At 69.1% G+C, this 17537-nt stretch carries 1 protein-coding gene (cut by a window edge); it reads right to left on the bottom strand.

What is annotated here, in order from left to right; translation table 11 throughout:
* Positions 1–17537, bottom strand: partial view of a non-ribosomal peptide synthetase gene (locus FHW85_RS13555; RefSeq protein ID WP_168648573.1) — the 5' portion only. It extends 14260 nt beyond the left edge of the window; the window shows 17537 of its 31797 coding nt (coding positions 1–17537); the start codon lies at positions 17535–17537; its stop codon lies beyond the left edge, outside the window.

Here is a 17537-nt window from a genome sequence, read left to right as displayed (position 1 = left end):
GCTCTTTCGCGCAGCCGTTCTTCGTCGCGAGCGGACAACAGCACCAACGCGGGACCGCCAGGCGGCTCTTCGGCGACGGCGGGCACGTACTCCTCGACCACCATATGGGCATTCGCCCCGCCCGCACCGAAAGACGAGATGCCGGCGATACGCGGATGTTCACGCCCATCGATCACCGGCCGCCGCCATGCGGCCAGCTCCTGCTGCACCACGAACGGCGTCGCCGCGAAATCGATATTCGGATTGAGCACCGCCGAATGCAGGCTGGGCGCCAGCTGCCGGTGCTTCAGCTGCAGCAGCACCTTGGTCAGCCCGGCGATACCGGCCGCGCTTTCGCAATGCCCGATATTCGACTTCGCCGAACCGATCGCGCAGTAGCCCGTGTCGGCCGTCCAGTGCGCAAAGGCCTTCGACAATCCGGCGATCTCGATCGGATCGCCCAGGCTGGTGCCCGTGCCGTGCGCTTCGATATAGCTGATCTGCCGCGCATCCACGCCGCCGGCACGCAGGGCGCGCTCGATCACCTTGGCCTGCGCATTCGGGTTCGGCACGGTATAGCCGTTGGTCTTGCCGCCATGGTTGACCGCGGTGGCGCGGATCACGCCGTAGATATGGTCGCCGTCGGCCTTGGCCTGCGCCAGGGATTTAAGCAGCACCGCGCCCACACCCTCGCCCGGCACATAACCTTCGCCGCCTTCGCCGAAACTCTCGCAGCGCCCCTTGCCCGAAATGAACTTGCCCTGCGCCAGCACCAGGTATTTGTTGGGGTGCACCGACACATTGACGCCGCCGGCAATGGCCACCGCGCAACCGCCGCGCGCCAGGCTCTCGCAGGCCAGGTGGATCGCCGTCAGCGACGACGAGCACATGGTGTCCAGCGCCAGGCTGGGACCGTGGAAATCGCAGAAATAGGAGATGCGATTGGCGATCGAGGCCGGGCTGCCCGGCGCCGCCACGAAGCGGCCATGCGCCTGTTCCTGCGCACCGTAGAGCTGGTACTCCTCGTACATCACGCCGGCGAACACGCCGACGTTGCCGTCCTCGGCCACGTTCTCCCGCGTGTAGCCGGCGTCTTCCAGCGTGGCATGCACGCATTCGAGGAAGAGCCGCTCCTGCGGGTCCATCAGCTCCGCTTCGCGCGGCGAGATATGGAAGAAGCGCGCGTCGAAACGGTCCACGCCGTCGATAAAGCCGCCCCACTTGCCATAGGTCTTGCCGGGGGCGTTGCGGTCCGCGTCGAAGTACAGGCTGTGATCCCAGCGGTCGGACGGGATCCCGGTGATGCTGTCGCGGCCCTGGCTGAGGTTGGCCCAGAACTCCTCGAGGTTGCGCGCCTGCGGATAGCGGCCGGCGACGCCGATGATGGCGATGCCCTCTTCCTTCACTTCGGTGCGGCTGACGAAGCGCGAGCGCAGGCGGCTGGCCGCGACGGGCGCAGAAAGCACGGCCGCCGGCGCGGCCACCGGCGCGGGCGCCGCGACGGTGCTTTCGCCCACCAGCCCGGCCAGCGCCATACGGTGGTGCTGCAGGAAGTAATCCGCCAGCGCGGCGATCGACTGGTATTCGAAGAACAGCGTCTTCGGCAGCGCGCCGAAGGCCTGCTCCAGCCGCGCGGTCAGGTCCAGCGTCATCACCGAATCGATGCCGTAGGCTTCCAGGCGGGCGTCGGCGTCGATGCGCTGCGGCGGGAGCTTCAGCGTGGCCGAGAGCATGCGCACCAGATGGCGCACGGTGCGCTCGCGCAAGTCGTCCGCCGAGGTTTCGACAGGCGCCGCCGTTTGCGCCGGCTCCGGTGCCGCGACGCGCTGCTGCGCCCTCTGGCCCAGCACATCCGCGCGCAGGCGCGCCAGGTCTCCCGCGGCAACCAGCACCTGGGGCGAACCCAGCGACCATGCCTGCGCCAGGGCGGCGCAACCTTCCACGGTCCCCAGCGGCGCCATGCCCCGCTCGCGCAGAAGACGCTGCCGCGTGGCCGCATCGACGCGCATGCCGCCGTGGTCCCACAGCGGCCAGTTGACCGACAAGCTGCGGCCACTGCGCTGGCCTTGCGCAACCAGGCCATCGCGGTGGTGCGCAAACGCATCCATGAAGGCGTTCGCCGCCGCGTAGTCGGCCTGGCCGACATTGCCGATGGCGCCTGCCAGCGACGAGAACACGATAAACGCGTCGAGCGGGAGATCGCGGCTCGCCTCATCCAGATACACGGTGCCGGCAACCTTCGCGCGCAGCACGTCGCGCAGATCCTGGTGCGACTTGCGCAGGATAAAGCCATCGCGCAGCACGCCGGCGCTGTGCAGGATACCGTCCAGCCCTTCGGCCTCGGCGATCTCGCGCACGCAGGCCAGCACCGCGGCGCGGTCGCCTACGTCGAGCTGGCGATAACGGGCCGTGGCACCCAGCGCCGCGAGTTCGTCGAGCGCGGCCTGTGTTTCGCCGCTCAGCGGTGAACGGCCGGTCAGCACCAGGGTGGCGCCTTGGGCCTGCCTGGCGATATCGCGGGCGAACACCAGCCCGAGGCCGCCTGCACCACCGGTGATGAGGTAGGTGCCGCCGGCTTTCCACGGCGAAACGGTATCCGCCGCCGGTTGCGCTTCCGTCCACCCGGCGGTCTGGCGCACGCCATCCACATAGCGAATCGAAACGGCGTCGTCAGAGCGGTTCTCTGCCAACACCCGCACCGCATCCTGGCCCGCCTCGATACGGATCAGCTGGCCGCGGATCCCCGGATTCTCCAGCCGCGCGGTGCGCAGCATGCCTTCCAGTCCGGCCATCGCCTGCGCCGCGCCCTGCGCCGGCACTACCACCTGCACCAGGCAGGGGCCAGGCTCGGTGGCCCATGCGCGCAGCGTATCCAGCAAGGCGGCGGCGGCCGCTTCGTAGGACTGCGCAAGATCGCTGCCGAGCTCCACAGTCGTGGCGTCGCCGAACGTAAGGCGCACACGATCGGCTTCCGCCGCCGCGAGGCCGGCAAGCAGCACGGCATGTTTTGCCACGGAGCCCGCCACGTCTCCCGAAGCCGCCTGCTGCGCAAGCCATGCGGGCGCCGCCAGCAGAACCGGCGCGGCATCCTGGATGGCGGGCGCCTTGCGGAGGAGCACGCCGCCGAAACGGATGCAGATCCGGCCCGCGTCATCGCACAGGTCGATATCGAAGCTCTTGCCGGTTGAGTCGCTGTCGTCGTGCCGCGTCACCACGGCCCACATGCGCTCGGCGCACGCGGCATGGATGTCCAGCGACGCGAGCGATGCGGGCAACCACAGCGTGCCGCCCTCGGGCGAAGCCAGGCCGAGCGTGGCCTGCAAGGCCGCATCGAGCAGGCTCGGATGCAGGCCGAATCCGTCCAGCTTCGTACCCGCCGGCAGAACGATGCGCGCCAGGGCCTGCCCGGTCCCGACCAGAACTTCCGTCAAACCGCGCAGCGAAGGGCCGTATGCCAACCCCATGCGCTCGAAGGCCAACTGGCACTGCGCCGCATCCAGCCGCGACGCCACGCAGATCCGGCGCAGGCTCTCGATGTCATGCGCGGCCGGCGGCTCGCCTTCCTCGACGACAGCCACCGATCCGACCGTGCAGACCGTATCGCCCCTGGATATCTCGAAGCGGATCGCCGCATCGTCCTGCGGCAGCAAGGCGACATGCACCTCCAGCCTATCCGCATCCGCCACCACCGGCCGCTGCCATGCCACGTCCACCAAGCGCAGCCGCTCGTCGCCATCCAGCGCCTCGCGCACGGCCCGGTGCACCATTTCCAGCTGCGCCACGCCGGGCAGCACGCGGTTGCCGCGCACCACGTGGTCGGCAAGGAAAAACTCCCGGCCGGTGAAGCGCGAGCTGAAACGCTGCAGCGCGAACGTCGAGGTATTCCGGTGCAGCAGCGGATGCAATGCGGCGGCTTGCGATTCGTTCGAAGGCGCAGCCTCCAGCGGCAGCCAGTAACGCTCGCGGGCGAACGGATATGTCGGCAGGCTCACGCGGCGCAACGGCCGGCCCGCGTGCAGGCTGCGCCAGTCGAACGCCAAACCCTTCGCCCACAGCGCCAGCAGCTTGCCGTGCTTGCCCTTGGCCAGCCACGCACGCACCGTGCCGTCCATATCGTCGTCATCGGTGAGCTCGGCCAGCGCCTCGCGGTTGCGCTTCGCCTGTCCCTGGTAAAGCTCGTCGATCGCCGTGTCGCCGGCCAGCCAGGCGGCGAGCTTGCCGCGCAGCTCGTCCAGCGTATGCACCAGCAGCGCGAGGCGCTCGTCCATCGCTTCGCGGCCGACCTGCAGCGTGTAGGCGAGATCGTGCAGCGACAGTTGCGGATCGGCCTCGATGGCGGCCAGCAGGCGCTGGGCCTGTTCGCGCAGGCGCGCGTCGTCGCGCGCCGACAGCGGCACGATGGCCGGGCCGTCGTCCCGATGCTCGATCGATAGGGCTTCGACGTACTCTTCGATCACCACATGGGCATTCGCGCCACCGGCGCCGAACGAGGAAATGCCGGCCAGCCGCGGCCGCTCGCGCCCATCGATCACCGGCCGCGCCCACGGCGCCAGCTCCTGCTGCACCACGAACGGCGTCGCATCGAAATCGATATTCGGATTCAACACCGCCGAATGCAGGCTCGGCGCCAGCTGGCGATGCTTCAGCTGCAGCAGCACCTTGGTGACACCGGCAATCCCCGCCGCGCTTTCGCAGTGGCCGATATTCGACTTCGCCGAACCGATCGCGCAGTAGCCGGTGTCCGCCGTCCAGTGCGCGAACGCCTTCGACAGTCCGGCGATCTCGATCGGATCGCCCAGGCTGGTGCCCGTGCCATGCGCTTCGATATAGCTGATATGGCGCGCGTCGATCCTGCCCTTGCGCAAGGCGCGTTCGATCACCTCCGCCTGCGCATTCGGGTTCGGCACCGTATAGCCGTTGGTCTTGCCGCCGTGATTGACCGCGGTGGCGCGGATCACGCCGTAGATATGGTCGCCGTCGGCATGGGCCTGTTCCAGGGGCTTGAGCAGCACCGCGCCCACGCCCTCGCCCGGCACATAGCCTTCGCCGCCCTCGCCGAAGCTCTCGCAGCGGCCCTTGCCCGAGATAAAGCGCCCCTGGGCCAGGGTGAGGTATTTATTCGGATGCACCGACACATTGACGCCACCGGCCAGCGCCACCGCGCAATCGCCGCGCTGGATCGCCTGGCAGGCCAGGTGGATCGCGGTCAGCGACGACGAGCACATGGTGTCCAGCGCCATGCTCGGGCCGTTGAAGTTGCAGAAGTACGAGACGCGGTTGGCGATCGACGCCGGATGGCCCGGCACCGCCAGCGCCTTGCCGCGCGCCTGCTCCTGCGCGCCGTAGAGCTGGTATTCCTCGTACATCACGCCGGCGAACACGCCGACGTTGCCGTCCTCGGCCACGTTCTCCCGCGTGTAGCCGGCATCTTCCAGCGTCGCATGCACGCATTCGAGGAACAGCCGTTCCTGCGGATCCATCAGTTCCGCTTCGCGCGGGGAGATATTGAAGAACAGCGGATCGAAGCGGTCGACGCCTTCGATAAAACCGCCCCACTTGCCGTAGGTCTTGCCCGGGGCGTTGCGGTCTTCGTCGAAGTAGCGCGAGTGGTCCCAGCGCTCGGCCGGGATCTCGGTGATGCTGTCGACGCCCTGGCTCAGGTTGGCCCAGAACGCATCCAGATCGATGGCCTGGGGATAGCGGCCGGCGACGCCGATGATGGCAATGGCGCCGCTCTCGTCGCCGATGGCGCGGTTGCGCAAGGCATAGCGTGCCTGGCGTGTCGGAGGCGCGGCCGCCGTCTTCGTTGCCACGGGCATGGATACCGCCGCGGCCGCGCTGCGCCGCTCGCCGAGCAGCCCGGCCAGCGCCTCGCGATGCTGCCGCGCGAAATAGCCGGACAGGTCGGCCAGCGTCTGGTACTCGAAGAACAGCGTCTTCGGCAGCGGACCGAAGGTCTTTTCCAAGGCGCGTGTGAGGTCGAGCACCATCAGCGAGTCGATGCCATAGGTCTCCATCCGCGCCTTGCGCTCGATCCGGTGCGCGGGCAGCTTCAGCGCGGCCGACAGGAAGCGCTCGAAATGGCGCGTGGCGCGTTCCAGGAAGGCAGCATCGTCTTCGGCGTGCTCTACGGCGATGGGCGCCGCCTGCACAGGGGCGATCGCCATCGGCTCCATGACGACGCCGTTTTCGGCCGACGCGGCCTCAATGGCACGGAACGCCAGCCTGTGGAAACGCAGGCGCGGCATGCCGTCGTCGCCGCACAGATCGATATCCACCACGTCCGCCGCATCGCTCCGCCGGACCACGACCCAGGTGGCATCCGCGCATGGCCCTAAGACATCCAGCGCAGCAAGCGACACGGGAAGCATCAGTGGCGGCGTGTTGCCGCCATCACCGGCGAACAGGCCAATGGAGGCTTGCAGGGCCGCATCGAGCAGGCCCGGCGGCAGCTCATAAGCCTGCCCCGCCGCGCGCCAGGCCTCGGGCAGCGCAACCCTCGCGAGCACCGTGCCCTCGCCCGCGAACACTTCGACGAGGCCGCGGAAGCCTTCGCCATAACCCAGGCCCATGGCCTCGAACATCGCATAGCACGCGGCAGCATCGAGATGCCGCGCCGCGCAGCGCGAGCGCAAGGCATCGATGTCATGCGGCGTCGGCGCAGCCGCGCTGGCCATCGTCGTGACCGTACCCCGGCCATAAAGCAGATCGCCATCCGCATGGAGTTCATAGGCGACATCGCCGCCATCCCGCGGATAAAGCGACAGATGCAGCTCCACGCCCTCGTCGCCGGCCAGCACCGGCCGCATCCACGCGACGTCCTTCAGGTGCAGGGGACCGCTGGATTCCAGCGCCAGACCCGCCGCAGCACGCGCCATCTCCAACTGCGCAACACCCGGCAACACCGCACGCCCGCCGACGCGATGATCGGCGAACACTGTCTCGTTCCCACCGAAGCGGCTGCTGAAACGCGGCCCTTCCAAGGTCGAGGTATTGCGCTGTACCAGCGGATGCAGCGCAGCCGCGCCAGCGCGCGGCGCCGCGCCCGCCGCGATCCAGTAGCGCTCCGCCGCGAACGGATAAGTCGGCAGGCTGACGCGCCGCGGCACGCGGTGGGCATGCAGCCTGCGCCAGTCGATGGCGTGGCCCTGTACCCACAGCTCGACCAGCGTATCCAGCCGCCCCTGCGCGATCCATGCCTCGATCTTGCCGTCCATGCCCTCGCGCGCCTTGTCGGCACGGCCGCGATGCACCGCGCCGGTGCCGTCCAGGAAGCGTGCCAGCTTGCCGTGCAGATCGTCCAGCGAACCGGCGATCACGCCGAGGCGTTCCTCCATCGGCTCGCGGCCGATCTGCAAGGTGTAGCCGAGATCCGCCAACGAAACGCTGGCGCGCGTCTCCGGCGAGGCGACGAAAGCCGCAAGCTCCCGCACCTGCTCGTGCAAGCGCTCGCCATCGCGCGCGGACAGCAGCACGGCGACCGGACCTTCGACAGCCGGCGCATCGGCCACCGGCGCGATGTACTCCTCCAGCACGACGTGCGCATTGACGCCGCCGAAGCCGAACGAACTCACACCTGCGCGCCGTGGCACGGCGCGGCCCTGCGCGTCGCGCAATGCCGTCCATTCGCGCGCCTCGCCGACTACGCGGAACGGACTGCCCGCCAGGTCGATATACGGATTGAGCGTCTGCGCATGCAGGCTCTTCACCAGCCTGCGGTGCTTCATCTGCAGCAGCACCTTGACCACGCCGGCCACGCCGGCGGCCAGTTCCAGATGGCCGATATTGGTCTTGACCGAACCGAGCGCGCAGTGCGCTTCGGCCACTTCGCCGCCGGTGGCGGCATAGAGATCGCGGAACGCCGCCTTCAGTCCATTCACTTCCACCGGATCGCCCAGCGGCGTGCCGGTGCCGTGCGCTTCGATATAGGTCACCGTGCGCGGATCGATGCCGGCGTCCTGGTGCGCGCGGCGGATCACCGCGGCCTGGGCCGCCGGATTCGGCGCGGTAAGCGAATTGGCGCGGCCGCCGTGGTTTTCCGCGGTGCCGCGCACCAGGCCGTAGATATGGTCGCCATCGCGCTCGGCATCGGCCAGCTTCTTCAGCACCAGCATGGCCACGCCTTCGCCGCGCACATAGCCATCGGCATCGGCGGAAAAGGTCTTGCAGCGGGCATCGGCGCTGAGCATGCCGGCGCGCTCGAAACTGATATGCAACTCCGGGTTGACGATGGTGTTGACGCCACCGGCCACCGCCATGGCGCAATCGCCGCGCCCGATCGCCAGCACCGCGCGGCGCAGCGCCACCAGGGAGCTGGAACAGGCGGTTTCCACCGGCTCGCTCGGCCCGTGCACGCCGAGGAAATAGCTCATGCGGTTGGGACCGACCGACGCCACCGTGCCGGTGGAGGAGTAACCCTCGATCGCCGCGCCGGCACGGCTGGCCAGGGTGGCATAGCCGCTGGGCATGGTGCCCACATACAGGCCCAGGTCGCTGCCGGCCAGCGCCGAGGCGGCGTAGCCGGCATCCTCCAGCGCCTTCCATATGTGGATCATCATCAGCCGCTGCTGCGGATCCATCAGCTCCGCTTCGCGCGGCGAGATGCCGAAGAAGGCCGGGTCGAATGCGTCCACGCCCTCGATAAAGCCGCCGCGCACAATCTGGCCCGCGCTGCCTTCCGGCGCGCGTTCGCCGTGCCAGGCCAGCCAGTCGGCGCGGCCGGCGGGCATCTCGCCGATGCAGTCGCGGCCTTCGTCGAGGTTGCGCCAGAACGCATCGATATCCTCGGCCATGGGGAAGCGCCCGCTGATGCCGATGATCGCTACCGGTTGTTTCGCTGCGGGTGCGGGAGCCGCGGCGGTGGCGGCGTAGCCGCGGCGCGCGCGGCGGGCCTCCTGCGCCGGCGCTTCGGCCGCGACGACCGGTGCGGGCGTCGCTGCCGCCGGCACCGGTGCAGCAAAGCGCGCCGCCAGCACGTCGCGGTATTCGCGCTCCAGATAACCGGCCAGGCCATCCAGCGTGGCGTACTCGAAGAAGATCGTCGGCATCAGGTCGAGGCCGTACTGCCGGTTCAGCGCGTTGGCGAAGCCGGTCAGCGAGATCGAATCGAAGCCGTACTCGTTGAGCGAGGTATCGCCATCGAGATCTTCCGGCTTCACCTTGATCAGCGCGGATACCTGGGCCATCAGCGCGCGCTTGAGCGGATCGCGCAGGCCTTGCGCCGGAACGGCATCGCTGGATGCAGCGGGCACGGCGCGCGCTTCCGCCGCAGGCGCGACACGGGGCGCATCGAGAAAGACTTCGCGAATGCGGGCGGCATCGCCTTCGATCACCAGCACCTGGCCGATGCCGGCGGCCAGCGCCCGGTGCAGCGCATCCACGCCATGCGCGCTGCCCATCGCGCGCATGCCCCACTGCCGCAGCAGCATGGCGCGCGTCGCCTCGTCGGCGTGCATGCCGCCCTCTTCCCACAGCGGCCAGTTCACCGACAGCGAGCGGCCGTAGCGCTCGCCACGCGCCACGCGGGCGGCGCGTTCGTGCGCGAAAGCGTCCATGAAGGCGTTCGCCGCGGCATAGTCGGCCTGACCCACATTGCCCGCGGCGCCGGCGATCGAGGAGAAGCAGACGAAGCAATCCAGCGGCATGTCGCGGGTGGCTTCGTCGAGATTCAGCGTGCCGGCCACCTTGGCCGCGAAGACGTCGCGCAGCTCCTGGCGGGTCTTGCCGGCCAGATAGCCGTCGCGCAATACGCCGGCTGCGTGGATCACGCCATCGAGGCTTTCGAACTCTTCGGGGATGCCGCGCACCAGCGCGGTCAGCGACGCAGCATCGGCGACGTCGACGGCGTGATACCGCACCACGGCGCCGAGTGCTTCCAGGCGACGGATGACCGTGTGGATGCGTTCGTCCGGCGCGGAGCGGCCAGTCAATACCAGCACCGGATTGCGCGCGCCGCGGGCGATCGCTTCGGCGAAAATCGAGCCGAGTCCGCCGGCGCCGCCGGTGATCAGGTAGACGCCGTGGTCCTTCCACGGCGAGGAAGCAGCGGGAACCTGGCGTTCGGCCCAGCCCGCCACCTGCCGCTCGCCGCCGGCGTAGCGCACATGGCGCGCGTCGTCGTCCCGGTTGTCCAGCAGCGCCCTGGCGACATCCTGTCCGGGTTCGACCGCGATCAGCTGGCCGTGGAGGCGCGGATTTTCCAGGCGCGCCGTGCGCAGCATGCCGAGCAGGCCGGCCATCGGGCTGCCGCCGCCATGGGCGGGCACCACGATCTGCACGCGATGGATGCCGCCCTGCGTGGACAAGGCCTGCAACCGCTCCAGCAAGGTAGCGGCGGCGGCTTCGTAGCACGCCGCGAGATCGCCATCCATCGAAGTCGCAACCACGGTCACGCCCGGCGGTGCAACGCCCGCGTCGACACCGCAGGCCATGACCAGATGGCTGGCGAACGGCTCGGCGCCGGCAGCGCCGGCCGGTTTCGCGGCCCATGCCGGTTCCAGCATCAGGGTGCGAGCCGCGGCGGGCTCGTTCGCCGCGGCCGCCATCGCGCGCAGCCCCACGTCGGTGAAGCGGACGCAGACCGTCCCCTGCTCGTCGCACAGATCGATATCCAGGCGCGGCACCGCCTGCCCGGCGCCGCTGCCGGCGCTGCCGGCGCTGTAGCGCACCACGGCCCAGGCGACATCCGCGCACGAGCGCAGCACCTGCAGGCCGCCGAGCGCGAACGGCACCTGCGGCACGGCAGCCGCGGGCACCGGGAACTGCAGGCCCAGCGTGGCCTGGAATGCCGCATCGAGCAGGCTGGGATGCAGTTCGTAGCCATCCGCCGGCGCCGCTGCAGGAACGGCAATGCGCGCGAGCACCTGGCCGGCGCCGGTGAAGAGTTCGCGGATGCCCTGGAACGACGGCCCGTACTGCAGACCCATCCGCGCCAAGGCGGCGTAGCAGTCCGCTGCGGTGTAAGTCGTCGTGCACGATGAGCGCAGCAGCACGAGATCGTGATTCGCCACCGCCTCGGCACCGCGCCCATCGACGGCCATGCCTTGTGCGTAAACCAGGTCGCCCCCGCCATGGATCTCGAAACCGACAGCGCCATCGGCTTCCGGATAAAGCGACAACTGCAGCGCGATGCCATCCGGACCGGCAACGATCGGCCGCAGCCACGACACGTTCTTCAGGCGCGGCTCGAAACCGGCACCGGCCACTTCGGCGACCGCGCGGCGCGCCATTTCCAGCTGGGCGACGCCGGGCAGCATGCGCGTGCCACGCACTACATGGTCCACGAAGAAGAATTCGCCGCCGCTGAAGCCGGCACTGAAACGCGGCCCGTCGAGATCCGAGGTATTGCGCTGCAGTAGCGGGTGCAGGTTCGCACCGGTCATGGGGGCAAGCGGGCGGGCCTCGCCCGTCTGCACCCAATAGCGTTCGCGCGCAAACGGGTAGCTGGGCAGGCTGATGCGCCTCAGCGGTGCATCCGTGCGCAGGCGCGCCCAATCGATCGCCAGGCCCCTGACCCACAGATCGAGCAGCTTGCCGAACTTGCCGCGCGCGATCCACGCCTCGACGATGGCTTCCGCATCGTCGTCGCCGGCGAAGACAGCCAAGGCGTCCTTGTTGCGCCGCGCCTGTCCGCGATAAAGATCCTCGATCGCGCTTTCTCCGGCCACGTAGGCCGCGAGTTTCGTGCGCAGATCCTCCAGCGAATGAGCGAGCACGCCCAGCCGCTCGTCCATCGCTTCGCGGCCCACCTGCAGGGTGTAGGCCAGATCGTGCAGCGGCAGTTGCCGGTCCGCCTCGATCGCGGCAAGCAGGCGCGCAGCCTGCTCACGCAGCCTGTCCTCATGGCGCGCCGAAAGCACGACGAGTGCCGGACCGGACGGCTGTGCCGCCGGTTGCGGCGCGATGTACTCCTCGATCACCACGTGGGCATTCGCCCCACCCGCGCCGAACGAAGAGATACCTGCCAGCCGCGGCCGCTCGCGCCCATCGATCACCGGCCGCGCCCACGGCGCCAGCTCCTGCTGCACCACGAACGGCGTGGCGTCGAAATCGATGTTCGGATTCAGCACCGCCGAATGCAGGCTCGGCGCCAGCTGCCGATGCTTCAGCTGCAGCAGCACCTTGGTGACGCCGGCAATGCCGGCCGCGCTTTCGCAGTGGCCGATATTCGATTTCGCCGAACCGATGGCGCAGTAGCGCGTGTCGCGCGTCCAGTGGCGGAACGCCTTGGCCAGGCCTGCGATCTCGATCGGGTCGCCCAGGCTGGTGCCCGTGCCGTGCGCCTCGATATAGCTGATCTCGCGCGCATCGACACCGCCCCGGCGCAGCGCGCGCTCGATCACCTTCGCCTGCGCGTTCGGATTCGGCACCGTGTAGCCGTTGGTCTTGCCGCCGTGATTGACCGCGGTGGCGCGGATCACGCCATAGATGTGGTCGCCATCGGCCTGCGCCTGCGCCAAGGGCTTCAGCAGCACCGCGCCCACGCCCTCGCCCGGCACATAGCCTTCGCCGCCCTCGCCGAAGCTCTCGCAGCGGCCCTTGCCCGAAATAAACCGGCCCTGGGCCAGCATCAGGTACTTGTTCGGGTGGATCGACACGTTCACGCCGCCGGCGATGGCCACGGCGCAATCGCCGCGCTGGATGGCCTGGCAGGCGAGATGGATCGCCGTCAGCGACGACGAGCACATGGTGTCCAGCGCCAGGCTGGGGCCGTTGAAGTTGCAGAAGTAGGAAACGCGGTTGGCAACCGAGGCGGGGCTGTTGAGCAGCGCAAGGTTGTTGCCGCGCGCCTGCTCCTGCGCGCCGTAGAGCTGGTATTCCTCGTACATCACGCCGGCGAACACGCCGACGTTGCCGTCCTCGGCCACGTTCTCGCGCGTGTAGCCGGCATCTTCCAGCGTGGCATGCACGCATTCGAGGAACAGGCGCTCCTGCGGGTCCATCAGTTCCGCTTCGCGCGGCGAGATATTGAAGAACAGCGGATCGAAGCGGTCGACGCCATCGATAAAGCCGCCCCATTTCCCGTAGGTCTTGCCCGGCGCATCGCGGTCGGCGTCGTAGTAGTCGCGGTAGTCCCAGCGTTCGGCGGGAATCTCGGTGATGCTGTCGACGCCCTGGCTGAGGTTGGCCCAGAACGCGGCGAGATCGGCCGCCTGCGGATAGCGGCCAGCCACGCCGACGATGGCGATCTCGCCGGCCGCGCTCTTGGCATCGAGCGCCGCCGCCAAGCGCTCGGGCTGGCTGACACCGAAACGCGGACGGCGCGACAGCGGCGGCGGCGCGACTGTGTCGCGCGGCCCCGCCACCGGTGCTTCCTGCGCGGTCTCACCCAGCGCCTCGACCAGCCGCTCGCGATGCTCTTCGAGGAAATGCCCCGCCAGCTCGGCAATGGTCTGGTATTCGAACAGCAAGGTCTTGGACAGCGTGCCGAACACCTGCTCCAGCGAGCGGGTCAGTTCCATCACCAGGATCGAATCGATGCCATAGGCTTCCATCCGCGCCCGTGCGTCGATGCTCTCCGGCGCGCGCTTGAGCGTGCCGGCCAGCAGGCGGACGAAGTAGCGCACCGCCTTGTCGCGCAATTCGGCGGAGACGGAACCCGCCTCGATCGGAGCTGTGGACACCGCAGCCGGGCTGTCCACGAGCGCAGCCTTGAACCGGGCGATCGCGCCTTCCGCCACCAGCACTTGCGCAACGTCCAGCGCCAGCGCCTGCTCCAGCGCGGCGAGGCCGCTGGCCGTGCGCAACGGCACCAGCCCGCTGTGCGCGAGCAGCTCCGCGCGCGTTGCGTCATCGACGCGCATGCCGCCCGCTTCCCACAGCGGCCAGTCCACGGACAGGCTGCGGCCGCGGCGCCGGCCTTGGGCGACGAGTTCGGCGCGATGGCGGGCGAAGGCGTCCATGAAAGCGTTCGCCGCCGCATAGTCGGCCTGGCCGACATTGCCGAGCGCGCCGGAGGTGGAGGCGAAGCAGAGGAAAAGATCCAGATCCAGATCGCGGCTGGCTTCGTCCAGATGCAGCGTGCCGGCGACTTTCGCGCGCAGCACCTCCTGCAGTTCGTCGCGGGTCTTGCGCACCAGCAGGCTGTCGCGCAGGACGCCGGCGGCGTGGACGATGCCGTTGAGGCTGGCAAGTTCGCTGACGCAGGACAGGACCGCTTCCCGGTCGCCCACGTCGAGCTGGCGATAGCGCACCGTGGCGCCCATGGCCGCCAGCTCGGCGAAGCCCGCATCGGGCAACGGCGAGCGGCCGGTGAGGATCAGCGTGGCGTCCTTTGCGGACGCAGCGATGTGGCGGGCGAGGATCCGGCCCAGGCCGCCTGCTCCGCCGGTGATCAGGTAGGTTCCACCCGCTTTCCAGGGCGAGCGCGCGACGGATGGCGCCGCCGTCTCCTGCCACGCACCTTCCTGGCGCACGCCATCCACATAGCGGATGCGCGATGCGAGGCTTTCGCGGCTATCGGCGATGGCCCGGGCGATGTCCTGCCCCGGCTCGACTTCGATCAGCTGGCCGACAATGCGCGGATTCTCGCGCTGCGCGGTGCGCAGCAGGCCGCCGAGGCCGCCCAGCAGCTGCGCTTCGCCGGCTTGGGGAACGACCACCTGCACCAGGTGCCGCCCGGGTTGCGGCACCAGCGCCTGGATCGCTTCGAGCAGCGAAGCCGCCGCCGACTCGTAGCGCTCCGCCAGATCGCCATGCATGTCGATATCGACAAAGGCCGCGCCGGGCACGTGCGGGCTCGCTGACGGCACGCATGACAGCACCAGATGTTGCGCGAGAGCCGCTCCGGTCGCGGCCGCCGCTGGCGTCCACGCAGGGACGAACAGCGCCGTGCGCACGGCTTCTTCGTTCGCCTGCCCCACCGCACGCAGCGAGAAGCCGCCAAGGCGCGCGCAGACCGCGCCACTGTCGTCGCAAAGATCGATATCGAAGCGGCTGACGCCATCGCCAGTGCGCTGTCCTGCTTCGCGGCGGAGCAGTGCCCACAGGTCGCCATGGCATGGCGCCATCACGTCCAGCGACGCCAGCGCAAAAGGCAGGGCGAGTCCGGCATCCGTCCACTGCCCGTCGGCGGCGACCACGATGGCCGCCTGCAGCGCGGCATCCAGCACGCTGGGATGCAGCACGTAGTCGCCCTGCGAAGGCTTGGCGGCGTCGGGCAGCACGATGCGCGCAAGCGCCTCCGTATCGCCGATCAGTACTTCGCCCAGCGCGCGATGCGCGGGTCCGTAGGCCAGGCCGATACGATCGAACAACTCGTAGCTGGCGCCCGCCTCGCGGACGGAGCGCCGGCAGCGCGCCCGCCATGCGGTCAGATCGTGCGTCGCAGGTTCGGCAGCAGCAAGCTGCCTCGTCACCGCACCCTGGCTGTAGACGCAGCCCTCGCCTTCGTCGTCGTAGATCTCGAAGCCGAAGCGCCCCTCGCCTTCCGCGAACAGCGCGACATGGCAATCCCTGGACTCGTCTTCGGCGACGAAGGGGCGCAGCCACACCACATCCTGCAGGCGGCAGGCGCCACCCGCGGCGAACGCAAGCTCCGCGGCGCAACGGACCATCTCCAGCTGCGCCGCCGCCGGCAGGGTCGGCCGCGACTGCACCACGTGGTCGGCAAGGAAAGATTCGCGGCCGCTGAACCGGCTGGTGAAGCGCAGGCCGGACACGGTCGAGGTATTGCGATGCACGAGCGGATGGATCGCCGCCTGCGCGCCGACTGCCGTTTTCAGCTCGACCCAGTGCTTGTCGCGCACGAAGGGATAGGTCGGCAAGGCAAGGCGGCGGCGCGGAACGGAGGCGTAAAGAGCGGCCCAATCGAAGGACTCGCCCGCGGCCCAGCGCCGCGCCGTTTCGAGCGCGTCCGCATCGGGCTGGACCAAAACCGCTTCCGCGGACCATGCGGTCGCCTCGGCCGAAAGCTCGCCGGCAAAGATGCCGCGCGTGTCGCCGTCAAGCCACGACTGCAGCCGCGCGCGCAGCGCCGCCACCGAATCCACCACCACCGCCAGGCGCGCCGCCATCCCCTGCCGTCCCATCTGCAGGGTGTAAGCGAGATCGGCCAACTGTCCATCGCCGATTTCACCGGAATCCAGCACGTCCAGCAGCTGCTTCGCGCGCTCGCGCAGCACCGGCACGGTCTTCGCGGAAAGCACGATCAGCGCAGGTTCGCGCGACGGGGCCACCTCGTCGGCTGCCGCCTCGCCGGCGGGATACTCCTCGACCACCACATGCGAGTTGACGCCGCCGAAGCCGAACGAGCTGATGCCCGCGCGGCGCGGAACCGGCCGCCCTTGCTCGTCCTTGCGCACCACCCACGGCTGCGCCCGGTCGACGATAAAGAACGGACTGCCTTCCAGCGCAATGCGCGGATTGAGCCTGGTGTAATGCACCAGCGGCGGAAACACGCCATGGCGCATGCACAGGATGGTCTTGATCAAACCGGCCATGCCGGCCACCGATTCCAGGTGGCCGATATTGGTCTTGACGCTGCCGATGCCGCAGGACCCGGCATCCAGTACTTCGCCGCGCTCCTCCGCCACGCGGGCGAAAGCCATCTTCAGGCCTTCGATCTCGATCGGATCGCCCTTAGGCGTGCCGGTGCCGTGCGCCTCCACATAGCTCACCGTGCCTACCGGCACGTCCGCTTCGCGCAGCGCATGCGCCACCACGTTGGACTGCGCCAGCGAACCCGGATAAGTGACCGTGCGCGCATGCCCGCCATGGTTGACGGCGCTGCCGCGCAGCACCGCCAGGATGCGGTCCTTGTCGGCCACCGCCTTGGCCAGCGGCTTGACCAGCACCATCGCCGCGCCTTCGCCGCGCACGTAACCGTTGGCGTGCTCGTCGAAGGTCTTGCAGCTGCCGTCCGGCGACAGCATGCCGGTCTTGGAGAACGAGATGAAATGGGTCGGGCTGCACAGCACGCTGACGCCGCCGACCAGGGCCTGTTCGCATTCGCCGCGGCGGATGGCGTGCGCGGCCTTGTGCAAGGCTACCAGCGAGCTGGAACAGGCCGTGTCGACCGGAATGCTGGGGCCGTGCAGGTTGAGGAAATAGGAGATGCGGTTGGGAATGAGCGCGGTATGCGTGCCGGTGGCGACGTGCGCCTCCACGGCATCGAGCGCGCGGCCCAGGTGGTCGCGGTAGTCGAAGGTGAACACGCCGACATAGACGCCGGTGCGCGTGCCGCTGAAGGCGCGCGGGTCGTAGCCGGCATCCTCCAGGCAGTTCCAGGCCTGCTCCAGCATGATGCGCTGCTGCGGATCCATCACCGCCGCTTCCCGCGCGGAGATGCCGAAGAAGTCGGCGTCGAAGAACTCCACGCCGTCCATGAAGCCGCCCCACTTGCTGGTCGACTTGTTCGGCTCGCGCACGTCGGGCGAGTAGAACGCCTCCCTGTCCCAGCGGTTCGCCGGCACCTCGCCCACGCTGGAGACCCCGGCGCCCAGGTTGCGCCAGTACTGCGCATAGTCGGCGGCGCCCGGGAAGCGGCAGGACATGCCGACGATGGCGATGTCCTCGCGTTCGGGGGATACATTGATCGGCTCGATCTGACCGGCGTTCAT

Source organism: Dyella sp. SG609 (genome assembly GCF_012275375.1).
In the GTDB taxonomy this organism is placed as follows: Bacteria; Pseudomonadota; Gammaproteobacteria; order Xanthomonadales; family Rhodanobacteraceae; genus Dyella_D; species Dyella_D marensis.
Note: the sequence above shows the minus strand (reverse complement) of the source record. Positions and strands in the feature narration are given on the sequence as shown.